The organism is Rhizobium ruizarguesonis (assembly GCF_017357285.1).
Classification (GTDB): Bacteria; Pseudomonadota; Alphaproteobacteria; order Rhizobiales; family Rhizobiaceae; genus Rhizobium; species Rhizobium ruizarguesonis.
The window spans coordinates 3442091-3468128 of sequence record NZ_CP071678.1 but is presented as its reverse complement, the minus strand read 5'-3'; the positions used below and the strand labels follow the sequence as shown (position 1 = coordinate 3468128).

The following is a 26038-nucleotide window of genomic DNA, read 5'->3' as shown; positions in this document are numbered from 1 at the left end:
CCCGGGACGCCATGATCCGCTTGTTCCTTGCGCTTGCCGCCACCATCGGCTTCGGCCTTTTCCTTGCCTCCTGCAACACGCTTTCCAAGGAGGAATGCGTTGCCGCCGACTGGCGGGTGATCGGCGAGAGCGACGGCGCGGCGGGCTACGAGCCGCAACAGCGCTTCGCCGCACATGCGAAATCCTGCGAGCGGGTGAAGATCGTGCCCGATCAGACGATCTGGTTTCAGGGATATCAAGCCGGCCTAGTGCGCTACTGCACGCCGCTCAGCGGGCTTGCGCGCGGCCAGGCGGGCAGCGGCTACGCCAATGTCTGCCCGCCCGAGACCGCGCCCGGTTTCCTGCGCGGCTTCGGCCTCGGCAGCAAGCAGCACGAGCTGCAGGCGCGCCTCAGCTCGATGCAGAGCGATTATAGCAATAAGGAGACTGATATCGACGAGCTTTCCGACAAGCTGAGAGATGCCAAGGACGGCGACCGGTCGGAACTGCGCCGGCGGATCGAGGATCTGGAAGATGACATGCACGACATCCGCCGCGACCAGCGCGACGTGCAGGACGATCTCGACCGTGTCAACGAGGATGTCGAGTGGTTCCAGCGGAACCCGAACGCCGAACTGCCGGCGCCGGGTTACTGATCCCCGACCTCAGAGCTTCCCGCCGGCCTCGGCGATGCCCTTTGTCAGGCTGCCCGTTGCCGGGAAGAGCGGGATGAGGCAGGCCTGCAGGGCGTGATAGATATCGCCCTTGCCGGGGAACAGCGAGTGCGAGGGAACGAGATCTTCCGTCAATTCCTCGTGCCAGCCGCCGTTCTTGTGGTCGATGAAGGCGCGCTCGATCACGTTCCAGATCTTGCGGTAGCTCTCTTCATGGAAATCGCTCGGCAGGTGCTCGTTGAGGAAATGTGCGGCAGCCGCACCTTCGCAGGCTGGCCACCAGAGCTTGTTGCGCTTGGCAGGCTTGTCGTCCCAATCGAGCGTATAGAAGAAGCCACCCTTGTCGTTGTCCCAGCCGAGCGCCATGGATTGCGCAAAGAGCGCCTTGGCCGCATCCGGCATCCATTCGATGCGTTTGCCGCCGAGCGCCCAGAGCTGCAGGATGAGGCGGGCCCATTCCAGCCAGTGGCCGGGCGTCGTGCCGGCCGGGCGGAACATTTCGTTCGGATGATAGTAGGTCTTGTCGAGATTCCATTCGGCATCGAAATGCTCGGCGACGCGCCAGTCCACCGAACCGGCGGCGCGGCGGATGACGAGATCGGCGATGCTTTCGGCCTTGGTCAGATATTCCCGGTCGCCGGTGGCTTCGAAGGCCGCCATCAGCGCTTCGGTCAGGTGCATGTTGGAGTTCTGGCCGCGATAGGCGCCGCCATCGAGCGGCTGCCAGTCGGCGGTGAATTCCTCGGCGATGGCGCCGTGCTTTTCTTCCCAGAATTTCGTGTTGAGGATCTCGGTGATATCATCAAGCATGCCGTCGGCAAGCGGATGGCCGATCGTCTTTGCGGCTGAGGCGGCCAGCAGCACGAAAGCATGGCCATAGCCCTGCTTGTTGGAATCGACCGGACCGTTATCATCAAGCGACCAGAAATAGCCGCCGTTTTTCCGGTCGCGATGATGGTTCCAGATATAATCCATGCCGTGGTCGACGACGTCGGCAGCGCCTGGACGGCCGAGCAGGGCGCCGATCGAGAAGCAATGCACGGCGCGCGCGGCGATATGGATGCCGCGAACCTGGCCCTCGGCGTCGAGAGGCCCGGCTTCGTCGTCGAGATCGTAGAAACCGCCCTTGGGGTTGACCGAATTGTGCTGGAAGAAATCGAAGAGACCGTTCGCCTGGGTCAGCAGCCAGCCGCGGTGATAGGCGCGGGTCGTCCAGTTTCCAAGCACGGCGTTGCCGGTTGCGGGTGCCATGATGCTCCTCCGATTTCGTGCACAAAGCGTTGTAAACGCCTATATAGGCGTCGTGCGAGTCTGTCATCCGGCGAGATTTGCAAAGCACGAAATCGACAGGCATATATTGACATAAAGATATCTTTATGTGATTTGGAAGTCTGGTCTTACGACGTCAAGGAGCCCTCCCGTGTTTGACAATCTCTTTGGTCCGGAAACGGGCAAGCGTGACGGCAGTGAAGTTTTCGCAGCTTTGAAACAAGCCGCGAGCGAGCGCATCCTTGTTCTCGACGGCGCCATGGGCACGCAGATCCAGGGGCTCGGCTATGACGAAGACCAGTTTCGCGGAACGCGCTTCATTGGCTGCGCCTGTCACCAGAAGGGCAATAACGACCTTCTGATCCTGACCCAGCCGGACGCGATCGAAGAGATCCATTACAGATACGCCAAGGCCGGCGCCGATATTCTTGAGACCAACACCTTCTCCTCGACCCGCATCGCCCAGGCCGATTATGAGATGGAAGGTGCGGTCTACGACCTCAACAAGGAAGGTGCCGAGATCGTGCGCCGGGCAGCACAGCGCGCCGAGCGCGAAGACGGCCGCCGTCGTTTCGTAGCCGGCGCCATCGGGCCGACCAACCGCACCGCCTCGATCTCGCCCGACGTCAACAATCCCGGCTTTCGCGCCGTGACCTTCGACGATCTGCGCTCCGCCTATGGCGAGCAGATCGACGGACTGATCGACGGCGGCGCCGATATCATCCTCATCGAGACGATCTTCGACACGCTGAACGCCAAGGCGGCGATCTTCGCCTGCGAGGAGCGCTTCGAGGCCAAGGGCGTGCGCCTGCCGGTGATGATCTCGGGCACGATCACCGACCTTTCCGGCCGCACGCTGTCCGGCCAAACACCGTCGGCTTTCTGGAACTCGGTGCGCCATGCCAATCCCTTCACGATCGGGCTCAACTGCGCGCTCGGCGCCAATGCGATGCGCCCGCATCTGCAGGAGCTTTCGGGCGTTGCCGACACCTTCATCTGCGCCTATCCGAATGCCGGCCTGCCGAACGAATTCGGCCAGTATGACGAAACGCCGGAGCTGATGGCGGCGCAGATCGACGGCTTCGCTCGCGAGGGCCTCGTCAATATCGTCGGCGGCTGCTGCGGCTCGACGCCGGAGCATATCAAGGCGATCGCCGAGACCGTTGCCAAGTACAAGCCACGGCCGATCCCCGAGCATCGCCCCTTCATGTCGCTGTCGGGCCTCGAACCCTTCGAACTGACGAAGGACATTCCCTTCGTCAATGTCGGCGAGCGCACCAACGTCACCGGCTCGGCCCGCTTCCGCAAGCTGATCACCAACGCCGATTTCACTGCAGCGCTCGATGTCGCCCGCGACCAGGTTGAGAACGGCGCCCAGGTGATCGACATCAATATGGACGAGGGCCTGATCGATTCCGAAAAGGCGATGGTCGAGTTCCTCAACCTGATCGCCGCCGAGCCTGACATCGCCCGTGTGCCTGTCATGATCGACTCGTCGAAATTCTCGATCATCGAATCCGGCCTGAAGCGCGTCCAGGGCAAGCCGATCGTCAACTCGATCTCGCTGAAGGAAGGCGAGGAGAATTTCCTCGCCCAGGCGCGGCTGTTGCACAATTATGGTGCCGCCGTCGTGGTCATGGCCTTCGATGAAACGGGGCAGGCGGACAGCTATGAGCGCAAGGTGGAAATCTGCACGCGCGCCTACAAGCTGCTGACCGAAAAGATCGGCTACCCGCCCGAGGATATCATCTTCGATCCGAACATCTTCGCGGTCGCGACCGGCATCGAGGAGCACAATAATTACGGCGTCGACTTCATCGAGGCGACGCGGACGATCCGCGAGCGCATGCCGCTGGTGCATATTTCGGGCGGTGTTTCGAACCTGTCCTTCTCGTTCCGCGGCAACGAGCCGGTGCGCGAGGCGATGCACGCCGTGTTCCTCTACCACGCCATCCAGGCGGGCATGGACATGGGCATCGTCAATGCCGGCCAGCTTGCTGTTTACGACAACATCGATCCCGAGCTGCGCGAGGCCTGCGAGGATGTAGTGCTGAACCGCCGTCCCGACGGCACCGAGCGGCTGCTCGAAGTGGCGGAGAAATTCCGTGGCGGCGCGGCACGCGAAGGCCGAGTCCAGGATCTTTCCTGGCGCGAATGGAGCGTCGAGAAGCGTCTCGAACATGCGCTGGTCAACGGCATCACCGAATATATCGAGGCCGATACCGAGGAGGCGCGCCAGCAGGCTGCAAGGCCGCTGCACGTCATCGAAGGGCCGCTGATGGCCGGCATGAACGTCGTCGGTGACCTGTTCGGCTCGGGCAAGATGTTCCTGCCGCAGGTGGTCAAGTCGGCGCGCGTGATGAAGCAGGCGGTGGCCGTGCTGCTGCCCTACATGGAAGAGGAAAAGCGCCTCAATGGCGGCGAGGAACGCCGGTCGGCCGGCAAGATCCTGATGGCGACGGTCAAGGGCGATGTGCACGATATCGGCAAGAACATCGTCGGCGTCGTGCTTGCCTGCAACAATTACGAGATCGTCGACCTCGGCGTCATGGTGCCGGCGACGAAGATCCTCGAAACGGCGATTGCCGAAAAGGTCGATGTCATCGGCCTTTCCGGCCTGATCACGCCGTCGCTCGACGAGATGGTGCATGTCGCGGCCGAAATGGAGCGGCAGGGCTTCGAGATCCCGCTGCTGATCGGCGGGGCAACGACCAGCCGCGTGCATACGGCCGTGAAGATCCATCCCGGCTACAACAAGGGGCAGACGATCTACGTGACCGATGCGAGCCGCGCCGTCGGCGTCGTCTCGGCCCTGCTGTCACCGGAGAACCGCCAGGCCTATGTCGACGACATTCGCGCCGAATATGCCAAGGTGGCGGCCGCCCATGCGCGCAGCGAGGCCGAGAAGGTGCGCTTGCCGTTGCCCCGGGCTCGCGAGAATGCCCACAAGATCGACTGGTCTGCCTACCGGCCGGTGAAGCCGCAATTCTTCGGCACACGGGTGTTCGAGGATTACGATCTGGCCGAGCTTGCCAAATATATCGACTGGACGCCGTTCTTCCAGACCTGGGAGCTGCGCGGCCGGTACCCCGCCATTCTCGACGACGAGAAGCAGGGCGAGGCGGCGCGTGCGCTCTGGGCCGATGCGCAGGCCATGCTGAAGAAGATCATCGACGAGAAGTGGTTCCGCCCGCGCGCCGTCATCGGCTTCTGGCCGGCCGGCGCGGTCGGCGATGATATCCGGCTGTTCACGGACGAGAGCCGGAAGCACGAGCTTGAGACCTTCTATACGCTGCGCCAGCAGCTTTCCAAGCGGGACGGGCGGCCGAACGTGGCGCTCTCCGACTTCGTGGCGCCTGTCACAAGCGGTGCTCAGGATTATGTCGGCGGCTTCGTGGTGACAGCGGGTATCGAGGAAATCGCCATCGCCGAGCGTTTCGAACGGGCGAACGACGATTATTCCTCGATCCTCGTCAAAGCGCTGGCCGACCGCTTCGCCGAAGCCTTTGCCGAGCGCATGCACGAGCGGGTGCGGCGCGAATACTGGGGCTATGCCAAGGACGAGACGCTCAGCAAGGAGGATCTCATCACCGAAGCCTATGCCGGCATTCGCCCGGCGCCTGGTTATCCCGCCCAGCCCGACCACACCGAAAAGGCAACACTCTTCAAGTTGCTCGACGCTGAAAAAGCGGCCGGCGTGAAGCTGACAGAGAGTTATGCGATGTGGCCGGGCTCCTCGGTCTCCGGCCTCTATATCGGCCATCCCGACTCCTATTATTTCGGCGTCGCCAAGGTGGAGCGCGATCAGGTGGAAGACTATGCGGCCCGCAAGGGCATGGAGGTTTCCGAGATCGAGCGCTGGCTCGGGCCAGTGCTGAACTATGTGCCGCGCAAGACCGAAACCGAGATCGAGGATGCGGCGTAACCAGCCGTTTGGCGTCGTCCGCTGATAAAGTGATTCAAGAAACGAGGAAGCCGGAAAGTGATTCACTTTCCGGCTTCATGCTTTTGAAAATCAAGAAGATTATTCTTTGGAGCCGATGATGTCGGCTTTGCGTTTCAAGTCACCGCGATCGTCAGCTCCGCGACGAAGTCATAGGCGTCGCCGCGATAGAGCGAGCGGGTGAATTCGACGGCGCGGCCGGAGCCGAGATAGGAGATACGCTCGATCGACAGGCCGGCCGCACCGACGGAGACGCCGAGAAGCTGGGCGTCGGCTTCCTTCATGTTGGTCGCCGAGATGCGCTGCACGGCGCGCACGGGGCGAACCTGGAGGCGTTCGAGCTCGGCATAGAGCGAATTGGTGACGGCTGAGGGATCGGGCAGGAATTCGCCGGAGACGCTGGCGTTCTCGATTGCCAGCGGCTGGTCGTCGGCGATGCGCAGGCGGGAGAGGCGCGAAACCTTGACGTCGGTACCGAGGCCAAGGATCATCATCTCATCGGGCGAGGGGGTATGGATGCCCTTGTGCAGCCATTCGGAGCGGGAGGACATGCCGCGGCGCGCCATATCCTCAGTAAAGGAGGTGAGCTGCGACAGGCGTTGCTCGACCTTGGAGACCGGCTTGGCGACGAAGGTGCCCGAGCCGTGGCGGCGCACCAGCAGGCCGTCGGCGACAAGTTCGTCGATCGCCTTGCGCACGGTGACGCGGCTAACGGCGGCGAATTCGGCGATGTCGCGCTCCGGCGGCAGCGCATCGCCGTGGCCGAGCGTGCCGGTGCGCACGGCCTCTTCGAGCATGCGACGCAGCTTGACGTAGAGCGGGCCGGTGCCGGCAGCCTGCAAGCGCTCCAGGGACAGGATGGTAGCGAGGTCGTCGCTCATGCCGCACCTCTCTGCTTGTTGTTCAAGAGCTTCACCGCAAGTTCCACTGCGCCGTGCAAGGCATCGTTCTTCGGTCTGGCGAGCAGCGGCCTGTAGCGTTCGGAAAGCCAGGGTTCATAGGCTTCGGCAAGACCGCCGAGCAGGCAGATCGAGGGGCATTCGGGCCAGAGCAGCGCGTCGAGGCTTTCGCCGATCGCCGTTGCCGCATCCGTGACGATGCCGACCGCGATGGCATCGCCCTTGGCCGCATGCTGAAAGACGATCGGTGCGTAGCCGGCAAAGTCCTTCGGTCTTGCCGAATGGGCGAATTCGACGATGCGCTCGGGATCGTTGCCGTATTCGGTCATGACCGCGTCGGTGATCGGCGATGCCGGGCGCACCCCGTCACGGGCGAGCAGCGATCGTTCCAGCAGGTCGCGACCGAGGCGGGCGCCGCTTGCCTGGTCGCCGACAACGAAACCCCAGCCGCCGATGCCGTTCAGCCGGCCATCCCTACGGGCATTATAAACCGAGCCGGTGCCGAAGGCGCCGACGATGCCGTCGGCATCGCCGAGCGCGCCCTGCAGGGCGATCAGCGCATCGGTGACGACGCGGCCTTCGGTGAAGGGCAGGGCCTTTTCGATTCGTCTACCATAATCGCCGACATTGGCGCCGGCGACGCCGACGACGGCTGCGACGGAGGAAATGGTTTCAGCGGCAAGCCCGGCATCGCCTAGCGCCTGCCGGGCGGATTCGACGATATTGAGAAGAGAGTTTTCCAGATCCGACAGGATGTTGGCAGGGCCGGCCTTGCCGCGGCCGATGATATTGCCGCTCCTGTCCGCGACCGCGGCCCGGCAGCTCGTTCCGCCGCCGTCTATGCCGATTGCAAGCTCCGTCATCGGGCCTCCGAATATGCCGTTCCCTATGTTTTTTAATACAATACCAAAAAAATACCATTTACCAAGTGGGAATGACGTGGAAAATAAATCTTTTTATCATATTGATTTTGCTTTATTAAATTTTTTTAATGAGTTTTATCAGGCCGAAAAGTTAATTTCGGCTGGACAATTGGTATTTTTTTGGCATTAATTCGGCAAAAGGGAACAGCACTTCGAAGCCCACGAAAACCGGCAGTTAAGTCAAGCCGGAACCGCTTCGAGGATGATCGAGAGAACGCCCCCGGGCCCATCAAGCAGGGGGCGAATTCGGGCATCCATCGGCTTTCCCCATCATTTCGCCGCTCCCGGTGCAGCCGCCGGGAAGGCGCACAGTTCGGCCGCTGGCGATCCGCCTTCGTGTCCGTCGAGCTTTCGGGACCGGCATTGCTGGCGGTCCTCCAAGGGGCGTTGGGTGTTGCCTCAGACACACCAATTGCTTGTTTCAGATCGAAAACAGCGCCTCGCGGCGCTTAAAACAGGAGAGGGAAATGAAAAACACTGCTCTGAAAAGCCTGCTGCTTGCCTCCAGTCTGCTGAGTTCAGCGGGTTTCGTCCACGCCGCCGACGTCACGCTGACGGTCGAAAGCTGGCGTAACGACGACCTGCAGATCTGGCAGGAAAAGATCATCCCGGCTTTCGAAGCCAAGAACCCGGGCATCAAGATCGTCTTCTCGCCGACCGCGCCGACCGAATACAACGCCTCGCTGAATGCCAAGCTCGATGCAGGCTCCGCAGGCGATATCATCACCTGCCGTCCGTTCGATGCCTCGCTCGAACTCTTCAACAAGAAGCAGCTCACTGACATCACCAGCCTGCCTGGCATGGAGAACTTCTCGCCGGTCGCCAAGGCTGCCTGGAGCACCGACGACGGCAAGTCGACCTTTTGCGTGCCGATGGCTTCTGTCATCCACGGCTTCATCTACAACAAGGATGCCTTCGACAAGCTCGGCATCTCTGTGCCGAAGACCCAGGACGAGTTCTACGCAGCGCTCGACAAGATCAAGGCCGACGGCACCTACATTCCGCTCGCCATGGGCACGAAGGACCTCTGGGAAGCCGCTACCATGGGCTACCAGAACATCGGCCCGAACTACTGGAAGGGTGAGGACGGCCGCGCCGCCCTGATCGCCGGCAAGCAGAAGCTGACCGACGCCGACTGGGTCAAGCCCTATGAAGAGCTTGCCAAGTGGAAGCCCTATCTCGGCGACGGCTTCGAAGCACAGACCTACTCCGACAGCCAGAACCTGTTCACGCTCGGTCGCGCCGCGATCTATCCGGCCGGCTCGTGGGAAATCTCGCTGTTCAACAGCCAGGCTCAGTTCAAGATGGGCGCCTTCCCGCCGCCGGTTCCGAAGGCCGGCGACACGGGCTACATCTCCGACCATCCGGATATCGGTGTCGCTCTGAACACCAAGAGCACGCATGCCGAGGAAGCCAAGAAGTTCCTCAGCTGGGTCGCTTCGCCTGAGTTCGCCGATATCTACGCCAACGCGCTGCCGGGCTTCTTCAGCCTGAACTCCAACCCGGTCAAGATGTCCGATCCGCTCGCTCAGGAATTCGTTTCCTGGCGCGGCCCGTACAAGTCGACGGTGCGCTCGACCTACCAGATCCTGTCGCGCGGCACGCCGAACCTCGAAAACGAGACCTGGGTCGAATCGGCCAATGTGATCAACGGCACGGATACGCCTGCGGTTGCTGCCGAAAAGCTCCAGAAGGGCCTCGACAGCTGGTACAAGCCGGCCAAGTGATGTGATCCGGGGCGGCGTTTGCAGCCCCTCATCCGGCCTGCCGGCCACCTTCTCCCCGCTCGCGGGGAGAAGGAGACTCGCAGCGACCTCCCAGCCCGATAGGATCTCAACAGGGCGTGTTCCCTCTCCTCCCAGGTGGCAGAGAGTTAGGGTGAGGCGCAACGTTTTCCACCTGTGCTGCCCTTGCAGCCAGTCGACAAGAACAGGCAAAAGCCATGAGCGAAACCGACAACGCGGCTGATATTGTCCCGATCAAGCGCGCGGTGCGCTGGCACATCTTCGTCTTCATGCTGCCGGCCCTGATCGTCTATTCGGCGGTCATGGTGCTGCCGCTCATCGAAACTCTTCGGCTGTCGCTCTACAATACGGTCGACGGGCAGCCGGCCTTCGTCGGACTGGCGAATTTCAAGGTGCTGTTCGGCGATGCGCGCTGGGCGCGCGATTTCTGGAATGCCCTTGTCAATAACCTGATCTTCTTTGCCATCCACATGTGCGTGCAGAACCCGATCGGGGTGGCGCTTGCCGCCCTGCTTTCGGTGCCGAAGCTGCGCGGCGTCGCCTTCTATCGCACGGCGATGTTCCTGCCGACGCTCTTGTCCTTCGTCATCGTCGGCTTCATCTGGAAGCTCATCCTTTCGCCGATCTGGGGCGTGGCGCCCTGGATGCTCGATCTCATCGGTTTGAAATTCCTGTTCGCACCCTGGCTCGGCAAGTCCGGTTCGGCGCTGATTGCGGTGTCGCTGATCTCGAACTGGCAATATATCGGCATTCCGATGATGCTGATCTATGCCGCACTGCTCAGCATCCCCGAAGAGGTGATCGAGGCGGCCGAATGCGACGGCATCACCGGCTGGGCCCAATTCTGGAAAATCAAGCTGCCGCTCATCCTGCCGGCGATCGGCATCATCTCGATCCTGACCTTCGTCGGCAATTTCAATGCCTTCGACCTGATCTATACCGTGCAGGGGGCGCTTGCCGGACCTGACATGTCGACCGACATTCTCGGCACGCTGCTCTACCGCACCTTCTTCGGTTTCCAGCTTCAGCTCGGCGACCGCTCGATGGGCGCGACGATTGCCACGGTGATGTTCCTCATCATCCTCGCCGGCGTCTCGCTTTATCTGTTCGTCATCCAGCGGCGCATGCGTCGCTACCAATTCTGAGGAGCGCGCATGTCCAAGGCACGCACATCTCCCATCCGCACCGGCCTCGTGCATATGGCGCTGAGCGCCTATACGCTGGTCGCGCTGTTTCCGGTGTTTCTGACCATCGTCAACTCGTTCAAGGATCGTGCCTCGATCTTCCGCGAGCCGCTGATGATCCCGACGCCATCGACCTTCAGTCTGGTCGGCTATCAGACGGTGCTCGGGCAGGGCGATTTCGCCACCTATTTCCAGAACAGCTTCATCGTCACGATCGTCTCGATCCTGCTGGTGCTACTCTTCGGCGCCATGGCGGCCTTCGCGCTCTCGGAGTACCGCTTCCGCGGCAATATGCTGCTTGGTCTCTACATGGCGATCGGCATCATGATCCCGATCCGTCTCGGCACGGTGGCGATCCTGCAGGGCATGGTGGCGGCCGGTCTCGTCAATACGCTGACGGCGCTGGTTCTTGTCTATACCGCGCAGGGCATACCGCTGGCGATCTTCATCCTGTCGGAATTCATGCGCACGGTTTCGGACGATCTGAAGAATGCCGGGCGCATCGACGGGCTTTCCGAATATGCGATCTTCTTCCGCCTGGTGCTGCCGCTGGTGCGCCCGGCCATGGCGACGGTCGCGGTCTTCACGATGATCCCGATCTGGAACGATCTCTGGTTCCCGCTCATCCTGGCGCCCTCCGAGGCCACCAAGACGGTGACGCTCGGCTCGCAGATCTTCATCGGTCAGTTCGTCACCAATTGGAACGCGGTGCTGGCGGCGCTGTCGCTGGCGATCCTGCCGATCCTCGTCCTCTACGTCATCTTCTCGCGGCAGCTGATCCGCGGCATCACGTCAGGAGCCGTCAAGTGAGCCAATCCGAAAAGCCGATCCGTGTCCTCGTTGCCGGCCTCGGCAATATGGGCCGCAGCCACGCGCTCGCCTATCACAACAATCCGGGCTTCGAGATCGTCGGTCTTGTCAATCGTTCCAAGCCGTCGCAGCTTGCGCCGGAACTTGAGCAATATACGATCCATCCCGACTTCACGACGGCGCTCGCCGAGCTGAAACCGGACCTCTGCTCGATCAACACCTATTCCGACAGCCATGCCGATTATGCGGTCGCCGCCTTCGATGCGGGCTGTGATGTCTTCGTTGAAAAGCCGCTGGCGACCACGGTGGCCGACGCCGAGCGCGTCGTCGCCGCAGCGGGGAAGGCCGGGCGCAAGCTGGTGATCGGTTATATCCTTCGCCATCATCCTTCCTGGATGAAGCTGATCGAAGAGGCGCGCAAGCTCGGCCCGCCTTACGTCTTCCGCATGAATCTCAATCAGCAGTCCAGCGGCCCGACCTGGGCGACGCACAAGTCGCTGATGCGCACGACCTCGCCGATCGTCGATTGCGGTGTGCATTATGTCGACGTCATGTGCCAGATCACTGACGCGAGGGCTGTCGAGGTGCGCGGCATGGGGCTGCGCATGTCCGGCGAGATCGCCGCCGACATGTACAATTACGGTCACCTGCAGGTGCTGTTCGAGGATGGTTCCGTCGGCTGGTACGAGGCCGGCTGGGGCCCGATGATCTCGGAAACAGCCTTCTTCGTGAAAGATGTGATGTCGCCAAAAGGCGCGGTGTCGATCGTCATGGATCCGAACGCCAAGTCCGACGATATCGACACGCATACCAAGACCTCGGTGATCCGTCTGCACTCGGCCGAGACCGGCCCGGACGGCAAGTTCATCCGGCCCGACCGGGACATGACGATGGAAGGCGAGCCCGGCCATCAGGAACTCTGCGACCTGGAGCAAGCCTTCATGCTGAGGGCGATCCGCGAGGATCTGGACCTCGACCGCCATATGGCGGATGCGGTGGCGTCGCTGCGCATCTGCCTTGCCGCCGACGAGAGCGTGCGTACCGGCCAGCCGGTCAGAATATAAGGAAAGACCCGTGGGATCGCTTCAACTCAAATCCATCCGCAAGACCTATGGCACGCATGAGGTGCTGAAAGGCATCGACCTCGAGGTCAAGGACGGCGAATTCGTCATCTTCGTCGGGCCGTCGGGCTGTGGGAAATCGACGCTGCTGCGCAGCATTGCAGGCCTCGAAGACGTCACGTCGGGCGCCGTCGTCATCAATGGCCGCGACGAGACGCTGACGCCGCCGGCCAAGCGCGGCATCGCCATGGTGTTTCAGTCCTACGCGCTCTACCCGCATCTGACGGTCAAGGACAATATGGGGCTCGGTCTCAAGCAGGCCGGCACCGCCAAGGACGAGATCGACAAGCGTGTCAGCAAGGCATCCGGCATGCTTTCGCTGGAACCCTATCTGGCGCGGCGGCCGGCCGAGCTCTCCGGCGGCCAGCGCCAGCGTGTCGCCATCGGCCGTGCGATCGTGCGCGAACCGGAACTCTTCCTGTTCGACGAACCGCTGTCGAACCTCGATGCGGCGCTGCGCGTCCAGACCCGCCTCGAAATCGCCCGACTGCACCGCAGCCTGAAGGCGACGATGATCTATGTGACCCACGACCAGGTCGAGGCAATGACACTTGCCGACAAGATCGTTGTCTTGAATGCAGGGGCGATCGAGCAGATCGGTTCGCCGATGGAACTCTACAAACGACCGGCCAATGTTTTCGTTGCCGGCTTCATCGGCTCGCCGCAGATGAATTTCATCGCGGCCGAGAAGGTCGGCGATCACAGCGCCAAGACGATCGGTGTGCGTCCCGAACATATGACGTTGTCGCGCGAGCAGGGGACTTGGGCTGCGAAGGTCGTGCATGTCGAGCATCTCGGCGCCGACACGATCATCTATCTGGAATCTGATCAATGCGGCCTGCTGACCGCGCGTCTTTTCGGCGAGCACCAGTATGAGCCGGACGAGATCGTCTATGCGACGCCGGACCAGGCGCACGTGCATCGTTTCGACGTCGACGATCAGGCGATCCGCTAAGCGCATGACAGAACGGAAAAACCCCGCCAGCCAGCCTGGTGGGGCTTTTTCATTTCCCATCGTGCGCGGTTCGATCAGCCGAGCACGGGCCGCATGAAGCTGCGTTCATAGCTGACGATACTGCGGTTGCGTTTGTCGAGTTCGAAAGCGGCCTGACATTCCGGATCGCTTGCCATACGTGTGCGATAGTCCTCGTAAGCGGCAAGGCTCGGGAAGGAAAACAAGGCAACGGCAATGTTGTTGGCGCCTTCAGACGGCAGGAAATAACCGTGATGGGTGCCGCCCATCTTGTTGACGATCGGAATCCAGAGCCGGGCATATTCCTCGAATTCGGCAAGCTTGTACGGGTCGATCACATAACGCAGGTGGCAGGTAATCATTGACATATCCCATCGCGTAAAATGCCGGACAGAGGGCTGCCGGGCTCATTTGGTTTGCTCAACTTCTGGCACTGACCTTGAAGAGTTCAAGTGCTTTGCGGTGATGGCTGCATCACGATTGCTGACAGGTCGGCCGGCCTGAAATGAAAAAGGCGCCGTTTCGCGGCGCCTTTTGCCTGAGCAGTATTGGTAAACTCAGTCGCGGATGATCAGCAGGTCGGCTGCCATGAAGCGCAGCGTTACCGTTTCGCCGGCCTGTGGCGGGGTGGTGCCGGGGCTGTTGAACATGTCGAAGGAGATGACGTTGCCGCCGACATTCATGCGGGTGCGGATGACCGACCCCAGGAAGTGGGCCGAAACGACCAGACCGGTCAGCGCCGTGTCGCTCTTGACGCTGTCGGAGAGCGAGCCGGCTTCCGGACGCAGCGCCAGCGAAATGGTTTCGCCGGCCTTGTGGGCTGCGACCGACTGCTTCAGCGTTATGCCCTGATCGCCGATCTGGATGCGGTTGGTATCGGGATCGACGACCTTGGCCTCGATGAGGTTCAGCGTGCCGACGAAGGAGGCGACGAAGCGCGTCGCCGGCGTATTGTAGATCTCGAAGGGAGAACCGATCTGGTCGGCCTTGCCGGCGTTCATGACGACGATGCGGTCGGAGATCGACAGGGCCTCTTCCTGATCATGGGTGACGAAGACAGTGGTGATGCCGAGTTGCTGCTGGATCTGGCGGATTTCCTCGCGCAGCGACACGCGGATCTTGGCGTCGAGTGCGGAGAGCGGCTCGTCGAGCAGCAGCACCTGCGGCTTGACGGCAAGTGCGCGGGCAAGGGCAACACGCTGCTGCTGGCCGCCCGACATCTGATAGGGGAAGCGGTCGGCCAGGTGATCGAGCTTGATCAGGCCAAGCATTTCCTTGACGCGGGCGTCGATTTCGGGCTTCGGGGCGCCGGCGACCTTGAGACCGAAGGCGACATTGTCGTGCACCGTCATGTTGGGGAACAGCGCGTAGGCCTGGAACACCATGCCGATATTGCGCTGGTTCGGCTTCAGCGAGCTTTGGTCCTTGCCGTTGATGGTCAGCGTGCCGCCGCTCGGCGTCTCGAAGCCGGCGATCATGCGCAGAACGGTCGTCTTGCCGCAGCCCGACGGTCCCAGGAAGGAGACGAACTCACCCTTCTCGATCGTCATGTTGAAGTTCTTGACGACCTGAACCGGGCCGAAGGATTTCTGAATGTTGGTCAGCGTGAGAAAAGACATGAGCCAGATACCTTAAGCCTTTGCCGGGGCGGCTTTGCCGAAGCGGGAAACGAGATTGAGCAGGCCCATGCTGAGCCAGGTGATCGAGAAGGCGATGACGGCAAGCGCCGAAGGCTCATAGGCCTTGTTGGCGCCGACCAGCTGCAGGTAGGGACCGAAGGCCGGACGGTTCAAAAGTGCGGCAAAGGTGAATTCGCCCATGACGATCGCGAGCGTGATGAAAGCGCCTGAGAGCACGCCGCTCATGACATTCGGGAAAATGCACTTGAACATGATGGTCGTCCATCGGGCGCCGAGGCTTTCGGCCGCTTCCGTCAGCGTGCGGACGTCGATGGCGCGCATGGCGGTATCGACGGCGCGGTACATATAGGGCAGGGACAGGGTGATATAGGAGAAGACCAGCAGGATGTTGGTGCCGGTCGTCGAACCCGTCAGCGGCAGGTAGGATGAAGAATTATACATCCTGAGGTAACCGAAGACGATGACGATCGCCGGAATGACGAGCGGCAGCAGCGTGATGAATTCCACGACTGGACGCATCTGCGGCAGGCGCAGGCGCACCCAATAGGCCGTCGGCACGACGAGCAGCATGCCGAAGACGATGGTGAACAACGCCATCAGCATGGAATAGCCGAAGGTCTCACGGAACTGAATGTCGGAGAAGACCGACTCGTAGGCATCGAGGCTGTATTCGCCGCGGCGCATGCGCAACGAAAACTCGATTGTGCCGATCAACGGAATGACGAAATAGGATGCACCCAGAATGACGGCGATCCAGGCTCCGAGACGTTGAGCTTTCATTTCTGCCACCGTTCGGCGCGCATGCGCAGCATGAGGTAAAGGACGTTGGAGACGCCGGTGATGACGATCATGCCAAGCGCAATGGCGTAACCGAGATTGGCATTGTGCAGAACGTCGCCGCGGATCTGTGCATAGAGCAGGATCGGCACGATGTTCAGCGAGCTGCCGGTCAGCGCGAAAGCGGTGGCGATGGCGCCGAAAGCGTTGGCGAAGAGCAACAGCGTCGTGCCGAGCAGGCTCGGCCAAAGGATCGGCAGCGCGACCATCGTCCAGTATTGGCGGTTGGTGGCGCCGAGGATCTGCGAGGCTTCGCGCCATTCCTTCTTCATGCCGTCGAGGGCCGGCGTCAGGATCAGCACCATCAGCGGGATCTGGAAATACATGTAGGTGATGGTGAGGCCGAAGAAGGACAACAGATTAAAGCCGGTGCCGTAGAGATTGAAGCCGAACCATTCGCGCAGGAAAATCGTCACAAGCCCGGTGCGGCCGAGCGTTGCGAGAAAGGCAAAGGCAAGCGGCACGCCGGCGAAATTCGAGGCGACGCCGGAGAAGGTCAGCAGCGTCGAACGGATGGAGGCGGGCAGGCCGCCGAGCACGACGGCCCAGGCGAGGAAGAAGCCGATCAGCGCACCGCCCAGAGCTGACGCCACCGACACACGGATACTGATCGAGTAGGCGCTCATGATGGATGGGGTAAAGAGATCACCGATATTCTTCAGCGTCAAATCGCCCTCGGGCGTCAGGAATGCGCCCGCCACAAGATAAAGCGTGGGGATGATCAGGAACAGCAGGGAGAAAATGATGAAGGGTGCAATGCCCAGCCAGTCGATCACGCGATCTCTGTTGATCAAGGGGGCACTGCGCACCATAGGCGTTGAAACGGTGCTCATGGAAAAGCTCATCCTGGGGCGTCGGAGTGAGAAAACCTCCCCGCCTTGCGGCGGGGAGGCAGGATCAGAGGTTACTTGACGGCGGCGCCGACAACGGAATCCCAGTTCTTGGTGATGGCTTCCTTGCCAGCGGACTGCTCTTCGAGTGTCGGGAAAACAGCCTTTTCATAGGCTGCAGCCGGCGGCAGCTTGTCGAGCAGTTCCTTCGGGATCTTGTTGTTCTTGGCAAGATCGTTGAAGCGGATCGGGTGGCAATAGCCCTTCAGCCAGCCGAGCTGACCTTCGTCGGAATAGAGGTATTCCATCCAGAGCTTCGCAGCGTTCGGGTGCGGAGCGAAGGCGGAGATAGCCTGGACGTAGACGCCGGCAACGACGCCGGTCTTCGGGACGACGACCTCAAACGGAGGATTGCCTTTCAGGCTTTCGCCCCAGGAGAGGGCGTTGTAATCCCAGGCAACGATGATCGGCGTGGAGCCCTGGGCGAACGGAGCCGCCTTGCCGACGACCGGCACGAAATTGCCGTTCTTGTTCAATTCGGCGAAGAACTTCAGGCCTTCTTCGCCGGCCTTGGCAGCGTCACCGCCGGATGCGGAAAGACCGGCCGCATAGACGCCCTGGACGGCCTGGTTGGCGGTACGCGGATCGCCTGCGAGGGCGACGGTGTTTGCGTAGTCGCTCTTCTTCAGGTCGGCCCAGTCGGCCGGCGATTCCTTGACGAGATCCTTGTTCACGAGGAACGAGAGAACGCCGTAATAGTCGCCGTACCAGTAGCCTTCGGCATCCTTGGCGGTATCCGGGATGGAGTCCCAGGTGGAGACCTTGTAAGGCTGGATCAGGCCGTCTTTCTTTGCGGACGGGCCGAAAGAGAGGCCGACGTCGATGACGTCAGGAGCCTGCGGGCCGGTGTTGCCCTTGTTGGCCTTGATGGCTTCGACTTCGTCGCCCGAACCCGCATCCGGGTTGAGCTCGTTGACCTCGAGGCCATACTTGGCCTTGAAGCCGGCGATGACTTCGCCGTAGCCGCACCAGTCGTGCGGAAGAGCGATCGTCGTCAGGGTGCCTTCCTTCTTGGCGGCGGCAATAAGTTCAGCGCTCGGCTCGGCGGCGGCAATCGCGGTCGAAGCCACGATCATCGCAGTAGAGAGCGACAGAAGTCGAGAAATGTTAGAGATCACTGTTGTTCTCCTTCGGGTTTTCAGTGTCTGGCGATGCTGTTAATGAGATTACATGAAGCTTGTGTGACAGTAGGATGACGTTAATTCTGCTGTTGGTAGCGGAGGTTGTAGCAAATGTTTTATTTGCGACAACGCCGTCTGCCTTCACCAAAATCCGTCATTGTTTTTCTTCTGTTTTAGTCTTGTCCTCCTAACCCGGTTTGCGGAAAAGCCTGGTCTGCTCGAACAGGCCTTCCAGTGTCTTCATGCGTTCCTTCGTCTCGTCCCAGGTCGAATTCTGAACGGCCTCGATCAGCGCTTCGACGATGAAAAGGGTAACGACGGAGGAATCCCAGGCCGACGGCGCCTCGATCCGGACGCGAAAGGTATGCCTGGCGAGCTTGGCCGCGGGCGATCCCCATTGGTCGGTGAAGACGACGATTTCGGCGCCGCGTTTGCGGGCGGCGGTGGCAAGGCTCACCATCTCCTGCTCGTAGCGGCGGATGTCGAAGATGATCAGGATGTCACCGGCATTCATATTGAGGACATATTGCGGCCAACTGCTGGAATTCGACGACAGCAGCGTCGTTGCCGGCCGGATCACTTGCATGTGGGTGAAGAAATACTCGGCAAGCGCGCCGGTGATGCGGCCGCCGACAAAATAGAGGCCGCGCTTGCGGTCGGAAAGCAGCGCGGAAACGCTGTCGAAAGTCGCGGTGTCGAGATCGGTCAGCGTCTGGCGCAGATTGCCCATGATGGCATCGGCGAAACGGTTGAGAATATGCGTGCCCGGGGCATTCTGCGCCCAGCGGTCGTGTTTGGCGATCGGGTTAGAAATCGTCGCCTCGACCTCCAGGTGCAGATGCGCCTGAAAGTCCGGATAGCCCTTAAAGCCAAGCTTCTGCACCATGCGCACGACGGTCGGCGTCGAGACTCCGGCATTCTCGGCAATCGTGGTGATGCTGCCGAGGCCGGAAACCGGATAATTGTCGAGCAGGCTTTCGGCCAACTGCTTCTCGGCGCGCGTCAACACCCCCAAATGCGAGTGTATGACGTCCGAAACCGTCTTCGACGCAACTGTCACGTAACTATGCTCCCCGGGATGGTCTGGCGCCACTTTCCCACTCAAAGTTAACAACGCTGTCATAATCCATGTCAACTACTGTCATGAAAAGAAATTTTCAGTGGATGCTTGACACCGGCTGAAACCTGAAGAATTCTTTTCTTCATAAGGAATTTGTTAAGGGATAAGGAGTGGCGCGTTTGGTGCTGGCCCGGCCGAAAATCCTCAGTGAAGCGGACGGTGACTGCGTCGGGATCGAACGTATCCACGGCCGGAGCCCGGTGCTTCTGGTCTGCGAGCACGCTTCGAATGCGCTTCCGGCCGTTTTCGGCAATCTCGGCCTGCCCAGCGAAGCGCTCTCCAGTCACATTGCCTGGGACCCGGGCGCGCTTGCGGTCGCCCGCAACATATCGGAAGCGCTCGACGCGACGCTCGTTTACCAGCGGTTCTCCCGGCTTATCTACGACTGCAACCGGCCGCCCAGTTCACCCGGCGCCATGCCGGAGACCAGCGAGATCTACGCCATTCCCGGCAATAAGGATTTGAGCCCCGAAGAACGGCTTGCGCGCACCGACGCGCTCTATGTGCCTTTCCACGATGCTATTCGCGGGCTGATCCGCGATCGCCGAGCGAGGGCACAGGACAGCATCATCGTGACGATGCACAGCTTCACGCCGGTCTATCATGGCCGCGAACGCGCCGTCGAACTCGGCATATTGCATGATGAGGACAGCCGGCTTGCCGACCTTATGCTGGAGGCTGCGGCCGAGGCGCCGCTTTACAGGACAGAACGCAACAAGCCTTACGGGCCCGAGGACGGCGTGACCCACACGCTCATCCTGCACGGGCTTTCGAACGGCTTGCGCAATGTGATGATCGAGGTCCGCAACGACCTCATCGCAGACGATACCGGCCAAGGGGTCATGGCCGACTATCTGAAAGGGCTGCTCCAGCAAAGCCTGGACGCCTGACATAAAAAGAAGACCCGAGGGAGCAGTTTAACTGCGGACGTCCGCACGGCGCAAATGTCGCGGGCAATTGGCACTGAATCGGCCCGCAATCCCGCGGCCGATCGTGAACAGGGGGAAGTCATGTCGGATTATACCGAACTGGACAAGAAGCAGGATGTGCACATCCTGCATTCCATGGGTTATGCCCAGGAACTCGAACGACGCATGAGTTCGTTCTCGAACTTCGCCGTCTCATTTTCCATTATCTGCATCCTCTCCGGCGGCATCAATTCGCTGGCGCAGGCGACCTCGGGTGCCGGCGGCGCCGCCATCGGCATCGGCTGGCCGGTCGGCTGCTTCATCTCGCTCGTCTTCGCCATCGGCATGGCGCAGATCAGCTCGGCCTATCCGACGGCCGGCGGCCTCTATCACTGGAGCTCGATCCTCGGAAACCGTTTCACCGGCTGGGTGACCGCCTGGTTCAACCTGCTCGGTCTCGTCACAGTGCTGGGCGCCATCAATGTCGGCACCTATTATTTCTTCATGGGGTCGTTCGGCACCAGCTATTTCGGACTGACCGACACGATAGCGGTGCGCATCATCTTCCTCGTGGTCATCACCGGCGCGCAGGCGCTCGTGAACCACATGGGCATCGGACTGACCGCGAAGCTGACCGATTTCTCGGGTTATCTCATCTTCGCGACCGCTATCGCGCTGTCGGCCGTCTGCCTCATCGCAGCGCCCTCCTACGAGATCGGCCGTCTTTTCACTTTTGCCAACTATTCCGGCGAAGTCGGCGGCAACGTCTGGCCTTCCACCTCGGGCGCCTGGGTCTTCCTTCTCGGCCTGCTGCTGCCGATCTACACCATCACCGGCTATGACGCCTCGGCGCATACATCGGAAGAGACCGTCAAGGCTGCCGAATCGGTTCCGCGCGGCATGGTCTCCTCCGTCCTGTGGTCGGCTCTTTTCGGCTACATCATGCTGTGCGCCTTCGTTCTGATGCTGCCGAACATGGACGATGCGGCAAAGCAGGGCTGGAACGTGTTCTTCTGGGCAATGGACAGCCAGGTGAACCCGATCGTCAAGGACATTCTCTATCTTGCGATCCTGGTCAGCCAGTGGCTGTGCGGTCTTGCGACCGTCACCTCGGTCTCGCGCATGATCTTTGCCTTCTCGCGTGACGGCGGTCTGCCGGCATCAAAGGCGCTGTCGAAGGTCAGCCCGAAATACCGCACGCCGGTGGCGGCGATCTGGACTGGCTCCATCCTGTCGGTACTTTTCGTTTGGTTTACCTCACTCGACTTCATGAAAATCGGTGAGACGCCGGTTTATACGATCGTTGTCTCGTGCACTGTCATCTTCCTGTTCTTCTCCTTCGCGATTCCGATCACGCTCGGCCTCTTCGCCTGGGGCACATCGAAGTGGGACAAGATGGGTCCATGGAACCTCGGCGAAGGCGTCTTCAAGCTCTTTGCCGTGCTCACGATCATCGCTATGATCCTGATCTTCATTCTCGGCATCCAGCCGCCGAACGGTATTGCGCTTTACGTTACCGTCGGCTTCCTGGTGCTCACCGCGATCGTCTGGTTCGGTTTCGAAAGCCGGCGCTTCAAGGGGCCGCCGATCGGCGCCGAAGTGGCGAAGCGCCAGGCCGACATCGCGGCCGCCGAAGCAGCCGTCGGCGAAAGCGGCGAAAACTAAGCATCGAGGCTTCCCTCTCAAATGGTGGGGCCGCATCCTGCGGCCCCATCACGGTTCAACGAAAAGGCATCGGGCCGCAAAGTCCGGCCGAGCGCATGCGATTTCGTTGCCCCGATTTTGTCAATCCAATTCAGGCGGATCAATCATGAGCAGCAGCTACACAATCGACGATCTCAGGAAGGATGTTGCCGAAGGGCGCATCGACACGGTTCTGGCCTGCCAGGTAGACATGCAGGGCCGGCTGATGGGCAAGCGTTTCCAGGCGGAATATTTCGTCGAGAGTGCCTGGAAGGAAACGCACAGCTGCAACTACCTGATCGCCACCGACATGGAGATGGAGACCGTCTCCGGCTACAAGGCGACGAGCTGGGAGAAGGGCTACGGCGACTACACGATGAGGCCGGATCTGGCGACGCTGCGTCGTATTCCCTGGCTCGAAGGCACCGCGTTGGTGCTCTGCGACGTGCTCGACCATCATACGCATGAGGAGGTCGCCCACTCGCCGCGCGCGATCCTGAAAAAGCAGGTGAAGCGGCTCGAGGATATGGGCATGAAGGCCTACATGGCCTCCGAGCTCGAATTCTTCCTGTTCGACCAGAGCTATGAGGCGGCGCAGACTTCCGGCTACCGCAACCTCAAGCTCGCCAGCGCCTATAACGAGGACTACCACATCTTCCAGACCACCAAGGAGGAAGAGGTGATGCGGGCGATCCGCACCGGGCTGCAGGGCGCCGGCATCCCGGTCGAAAACTCCAAGGGCGAGGCTTCGGCCGGCCAGGAGGAGATCAACGTGCGCTACGCCGATGCGCTCGCCATGGCCGACCGGCACGCGATCATCAAGAACGGCTGCAAGGAGATTGCCTGGTCGAAGGGCAAAGCCATCACTTTCCTGGCCAAGTGGAACTACAATGCTGCCGGCAGTTCCTCGCATATCCACCAGTCGCTCTGGAGCCTGGAGGAAAAGCCGCTGTTCTTCGACCATACCGGCAAATACGGCATGTCGCCGCTGATGCACAATTACGTCGCCGGGCTTCTCGCCCATGCGAGCGAGATCACCTATTTCCTGGCGCCCTACATCAACTCCTACAAACGCTTCATGGCGGGCACATTTGCGCCGACCAAGGCGATCTGGAGCAAGGACAACCGTACCGCCGGCTACCGGCTCTGCGGTGAGGAGACCAAGGGAATCCGTATCGAGTGCCGCGTCGGCGGCTCCGATCTCAATCCCTATCTTGCCTTCGCCGCGCTGCTCGCCGCCGGCATTGACGGGATCGAAAACAAGCTTGAACTCGAAGCCCCCTTCGTCGGCGACGCCTATGGCGGCAAGGGCGTTCGCGAGATACCACGCACGCTGCGCGCGGCGGCGACTGAAATGACGGAATCGGCAATGCTGCGCAAAGCCTTCGGCGACGACGTGATCGACCACTACACCCGCGCTGCCGAATGGGAGCAGGAAGAATACGACCGCCGCATCACCGACTGGGAAGTGGCGCGCGGTTTCGAAAGAGCTTAATAGGCATTTGCGGGTTGCTTGCCTCACCCTAACTCTTTCCCCGGCTGCGGGGAGAGGGACTTGCCACACGGATCGCTTGAGAATTCGGGAAACGGTGCGGCATAGCTCCTTCGCTCCGCGAGCGGGGGTTCGAAGGACGGGTCGAAACCAGTGGCTCGACCCGAGTGCCGGCACGCGGATGAGTGGCTATGGCCCTCACTAATTTTGACGCATACGAGGACAGGAACAGATCATGGCAATGATCCAATGCATTTCACCGGTTGACGGTTCGGTCTATGCCGAGCGCGCAGCCCTTTCTCTCGACGCCGCCAAGGACGTGGTGGCGCGCGCCCGCAAGGCGCAGAAGGCCTGGGCGAAACGGCCGCTCGAAGAGCGCGTGCAACTGGTGCTGAAGGGTGCTGCGCGGCTGAACGAGATGTCCGACGTCGTCGTGCCCGAGCTTGCCTGGCAAATGGGCCGGCCGGTCAAATATGGCGGCGAATACAAGGGCTTCAACGAGCGTTCCAACTATGTCGCCTCGATCGCCGCGGATGCTTTGGCGCCTGTCGTCGTCGAGGAGAGCGAGCGTTTCGAGCGCCGCATCGAGCGCGAGGCGCATGGTGTCGTCTTCGTCGTCGCGCCGTGGAATTATCCCTATATGACGGCGATCAACACGATCGCGCCGGCGTTGATGGCCGGCAATACCGTGGTGCTGAAACATGCTTCGCAGACGCTGCTGGTCGGTGAGCGGCTGGTGCAGGCCTTCATCGAGGCCGGCGTTCCCGAGGATGTGTTCCAGAACGTCTTTCTCGACCATGAAACGACGTCGGCGCTGATTGCCGCCGGCAGCTTCAATTTCGTCAACTTCACCGGATCGGTCGAAGGCGGGCGGTCAATGGAGCGGGCCGCCGCCGGCACCTTCACCGGTCTCGGCCTCGAGCTCGGCGGCAAGGATCCGGGTTATGTCATGGAGGACGCCGATCTCGAAGCTGCCGTCGACACGCTGATGGACGGCGCGACCTACAATTCCGGCCAGTGCTGCTGCGGCATCGAGCGCATCTACGTGCATGAATCGCTCTATGACGCCTTCGTCGAGAAGTCGGTTGCCTGGGTGTCGAATTACAAGCTCGGCAATCCGCTCGATCCCGATACGTCGCTCGGGCCGATGGCACATAAGCGCTTCGCCAAGGTGGTGCGCGAGCAGATCGCCGATGCCGTTTCCAAGGGCGCCAAAGCGCTTGTCGATCCAAAGCTTTTCCCCCAGGATGACGGCGGCGCCTATCTTGCACCGCAGATTCTCGTCGACGTCGACCACTCCATGGCCTTCATGCGCGAAGAGACTTTCGGTCCGGCGGTCGGCATCATGAAGGTGAAGAGCGATGAGGAGGCACTCGCTTTGATGAACGACAGCCAGTACGGGCTGACGGCCTCGCTCTGGACCAAAGATGTCGAGCGGGCAGGGCGGCTCGGCCGCGAGATCGAAACCGGCACCGTTTTCATGAACCGCGCGGACTATCTCGACCCGGCACTTTGCTGGACCGGCGTCAAGGAGACCGGCCGCGGCGGCTCGCTGTCGATCATCGGCTTCCAAAATCTGACGCGCCCGAAATCCTTCCATCTGAAGAAAGTCACAGCATGAGCAGCAACATCACCGCAAACTGGAGCTATCCGACATCGGTCAAGCTCGGCCGGGGCCGCATCGCGGAACTGGCCGACGCCTGCAAGAGCCTCGGCATCAAGAAGCCGCTGCTCGTCACCGACCGCGGCCTCGCCTCGATGGCGATCACCAAGACTGCGCTCGATATCCTCGAAGATGCCGGTCTCGGCCGGGCGATCTTCGCCGATGTCGATCCGAACCCGAACGAGAAGAACCTCGAAGCTGGCGTCAGGGCCTTCAAGGACGGCGGCCATGACGGCGTCGTCGCGTTCGGTGGTGGCTCCGGCCTCGATCTGGGCAAGTGCGTCGCCTTCATGGCCGGCCAGACGCGGCCGGTTTGGGACTTCGAAGATATCGGCGACTGGTGGACGCGTGCGAGCCTTGAGGGCATCGCCCCGATCGTCGCGGTGCCGACAACGGCAGGCACCGGTTCGGAAGTCGGGCGCGCCAGCGTCATTACCAATTCCGAAACCCATGTGAAGAAGATCATCTTCCATCCGAAATTCCTGCCTGGCGTTGTCATCTCCGATCCGGAACTGACGGTCGGCATGCCGAAGATCATCACGGCCGGCACCGGCATGGATGCCTTCGCTCATTGCCTGGAGGCCTATTCCTCGCCCTTCTATCACCCGATGTCGGCCGGCATCGCGCTCGAAGGCATGCGTCTCGTCAAGGAATTCCTGCCGCGCGCCTATCGGGAAGGCACCGATCTGGAAGCCCGCGCCAACATGATGGCGGCGGCTGCCATGGGTGCGGTCGCCTTCCAGAAGGGGCTCGGCGCCATCCACGCGCTATCGCACCCGATCGGCGCCGTCTACAACACCCATCACGGCATGACCAATGCGGTGGTGATGCCGGCGGTGCTGCGCTTCAACCGCAAGGCGATCGAGGAGAAGATCGGCCGCGCCGCCGCCTATCTCGGCATCTCGGGCGGTTTCGACGGGTTCTACGACTATGTGCTGAAGCTCCGCTCCGAACTCGGGGTGCCGGAGACGCTGTCGGCGATGGGAATCGCTGCCGACCGCATCGATGAATTGTCGGCCATGGCGATCGAAGATCCGAGTGCGGGCGGCAACCCGGTTGCAATGACGCTCGAAAATACCAAGGTCCTTTTCAGGGATTGCTTCTGACAACATAAGAGCGGACCTACTAACTGGCCTGGAGAACCTCGGTTTTCCGGGCTTTTCG

Annotated in this window: 21 protein-coding genes; 12 read left to right on the top strand and 9 right to left on the bottom strand. The window is 61.2% G+C overall.

Features of this window, described 5'->3' with window-relative positions:
• Positions 1-11 precede the first annotated feature (11 nt).
• Entirely contained in the window at positions 12-635 is a 624-nt protein-coding gene (locus J3P73_RS17190; RefSeq protein WP_128401147.1) for a DUF2799 domain-containing protein, read from the top strand.
• A 9-nt stretch (positions 636-644) separates the two neighbouring features.
• On the opposite strand, the gene J3P73_RS17185 is transcribed toward J3P73_RS17190, so the two are convergent.
• A complete protein-coding gene (locus J3P73_RS17185) occupies positions 645-1904 on the bottom strand; it encodes an AGE family epimerase/isomerase (protein ID WP_130692251.1) in 1260 nt (419 codons plus the stop codon).
• Between the two features lie 169 nt (positions 1905-2073).
• Between J3P73_RS17185 and metH the strand changes: the two genes are divergently transcribed.
• Positions 2074-5847: a methionine synthase gene (metH, locus tag J3P73_RS17180; protein WP_130664875.1), complete on the top strand. Its 3774-nt coding sequence runs from the start codon at positions 2074-2076 to the stop codon at positions 5845-5847.
• Between the two features lie 134 nt (positions 5848-5981).
• Here the strand turns inward: metH and J3P73_RS17175 are convergent, their stop codons facing one another.
• Entirely contained in the window at positions 5982-6746 is a 765-nt protein-coding gene (locus J3P73_RS17175) for a GntR family transcriptional regulator (protein ID WP_011652849.1), read from the bottom strand.
• Positions 6743-7627: a glucosamine kinase nucleotide-binding domain-containing protein gene (locus J3P73_RS17170; protein ID WP_024320747.1), complete on the bottom strand. Its 885-nt coding sequence runs from the start codon at positions 7625-7627 to the stop codon at positions 6743-6745. Before J3P73_RS17170 ends, J3P73_RS17175 begins: the two co-directional genes overlap by 4 nt.
• A 527-nt stretch (positions 7628-8154) precedes the next feature.
• Here J3P73_RS17170 and J3P73_RS17165 point away from each other — a divergent pair.
• The 5 genes from J3P73_RS17165 (at position 8155) to J3P73_RS17145 (ending at position 13502) form a co-directional block, all read left to right on the top strand.
• Positions 8155-9414, top strand: a complete 1260-nt coding sequence (locus J3P73_RS17165; RefSeq protein ID WP_130692249.1) for an ABC transporter substrate-binding protein — start codon at positions 8155-8157, stop codon at positions 9412-9414.
• A gap of 215 nt (positions 9415-9629) precedes the next feature.
• Positions 9630-10577, top strand: coding sequence for a carbohydrate ABC transporter permease (locus tag J3P73_RS17160; protein ID WP_018074094.1), 948 nt, complete (start codon positions 9630-9632; stop codon positions 10575-10577).
• A gap of 9 nt (positions 10578-10586) precedes the next feature.
• Positions 10587-11426, top strand: coding sequence for a carbohydrate ABC transporter permease (locus J3P73_RS17155; protein WP_130655923.1), 840 nt, complete (start codon positions 10587-10589; stop codon positions 11424-11426).
• A 47-nt stretch (positions 11427-11473) separates the two neighbouring features.
• On the top strand, positions 11474-12490 hold the full coding sequence (locus J3P73_RS17150) for a Gfo/Idh/MocA family protein (RefSeq protein ID WP_245002739.1): 1017 nt from the start codon (positions 11474-11476) through the stop codon (positions 12488-12490).
• Positions 12491-12500: 10 nt separating this feature from the next.
• Complete coding sequence (locus tag J3P73_RS17145) at positions 12501-13502, top strand: ABC transporter ATP-binding protein (RefSeq protein ID WP_018074097.1); 1002 nt, start codon at positions 12501-12503, stop codon at positions 13500-13502.
• Between the two features lie 74 nt (positions 13503-13576).
• Here J3P73_RS17145 and J3P73_RS17140 read toward each other — a convergent pair whose 3' ends face one another.
• The 6 genes from J3P73_RS17140 to J3P73_RS17115 all read right to left on the bottom strand — a co-directional run bounded on the left by J3P73_RS17140 (position 13577) and on the right by J3P73_RS17115 (position 19068).
• Positions 13577-13882 (bottom strand): NIPSNAP family protein, encoded by a 306-nt coding sequence (locus J3P73_RS17140; protein ID WP_130655921.1) that lies wholly within the window; start codon positions 13880-13882, stop codon positions 13577-13579.
• Between the two features lie 195 nt (positions 13883-14077).
• Positions 14078-15139 (bottom strand): ABC transporter ATP-binding protein, encoded by a 1062-nt coding sequence (locus J3P73_RS17135; RefSeq protein ID WP_130655920.1) that lies wholly within the window; start codon positions 15137-15139, stop codon positions 14078-14080.
• Between the two features lie 12 nt (positions 15140-15151).
• Positions 15152-15940 carry an ABC transporter permease gene (locus J3P73_RS17130; RefSeq protein WP_024320752.1) on the bottom strand — a complete coding sequence of 263 codons (789 nt, stop codon included), beginning with the start codon at positions 15938-15940 and terminating at the stop codon, positions 15152-15154.
• Complete coding sequence (locus J3P73_RS17125; RefSeq protein WP_020397649.1) at positions 15937-16830, bottom strand: ABC transporter permease; 894 nt, start codon at positions 16828-16830, stop codon at positions 15937-15939. The genes J3P73_RS17130 and J3P73_RS17125 overlap by 4 nt, the downstream gene beginning before the upstream one ends.
• 71 nt (positions 16831-16901) lie before the next feature.
• Positions 16902-18005 (bottom strand): ABC transporter substrate-binding protein, encoded by a 1104-nt coding sequence (locus J3P73_RS17120; protein WP_024320753.1) that lies wholly within the window; start codon positions 18003-18005, stop codon positions 16902-16904.
• 190 nt (positions 18006-18195) lie between these two features.
• The gene (locus J3P73_RS17115) at positions 18196-19068 is read right to left on the bottom strand and encodes a MurR/RpiR family transcriptional regulator (protein ID WP_075224131.1); all 873 of its coding nucleotides are present in this window, start codon (positions 19066-19068) and stop codon (positions 18196-18198) included.
• 179 nt (positions 19069-19247) lie between these two features.
• Between J3P73_RS17115 and J3P73_RS17110 the strand changes: the two genes are divergently transcribed.
• From J3P73_RS17110 to J3P73_RS17090, 5 genes are all read left to right on the top strand, one after another.
• Positions 19248-20018, top strand: a complete 771-nt coding sequence (locus J3P73_RS17110) for an N-formylglutamate amidohydrolase (protein WP_075224130.1) — start codon at positions 19248-19250, stop codon at positions 20016-20018.
• Between the two features lie 120 nt (positions 20019-20138).
• A complete protein-coding gene (locus J3P73_RS17105) occupies positions 20139-21701 on the top strand; it encodes an amino acid permease (RefSeq protein WP_024320756.1) in 1563 nt (520 codons plus the stop codon).
• 145 nt (positions 21702-21846) lie between these two features.
• Positions 21847-23214, top strand: a complete 1368-nt coding sequence (locus tag J3P73_RS17100) for a glutamine synthetase family protein (protein ID WP_018074106.1) — start codon at positions 21847-21849, stop codon at positions 23212-23214.
• Positions 23215-23446: 232 nt separating this feature from the next.
• Positions 23447-24832: an aldehyde dehydrogenase family protein gene (locus tag J3P73_RS17095; protein WP_018074107.1), complete on the top strand. Its 1386-nt coding sequence runs from the start codon at positions 23447-23449 to the stop codon at positions 24830-24832.
• Positions 24829-25980, top strand: a complete 1152-nt coding sequence (locus J3P73_RS17090) for an iron-containing alcohol dehydrogenase (protein ID WP_018074108.1) — start codon at positions 24829-24831, stop codon at positions 25978-25980. The genes J3P73_RS17095 and J3P73_RS17090 overlap by 4 nt, the downstream gene beginning before the upstream one ends.
• Positions 25981-26038: the final 58 nt, after the last annotated feature.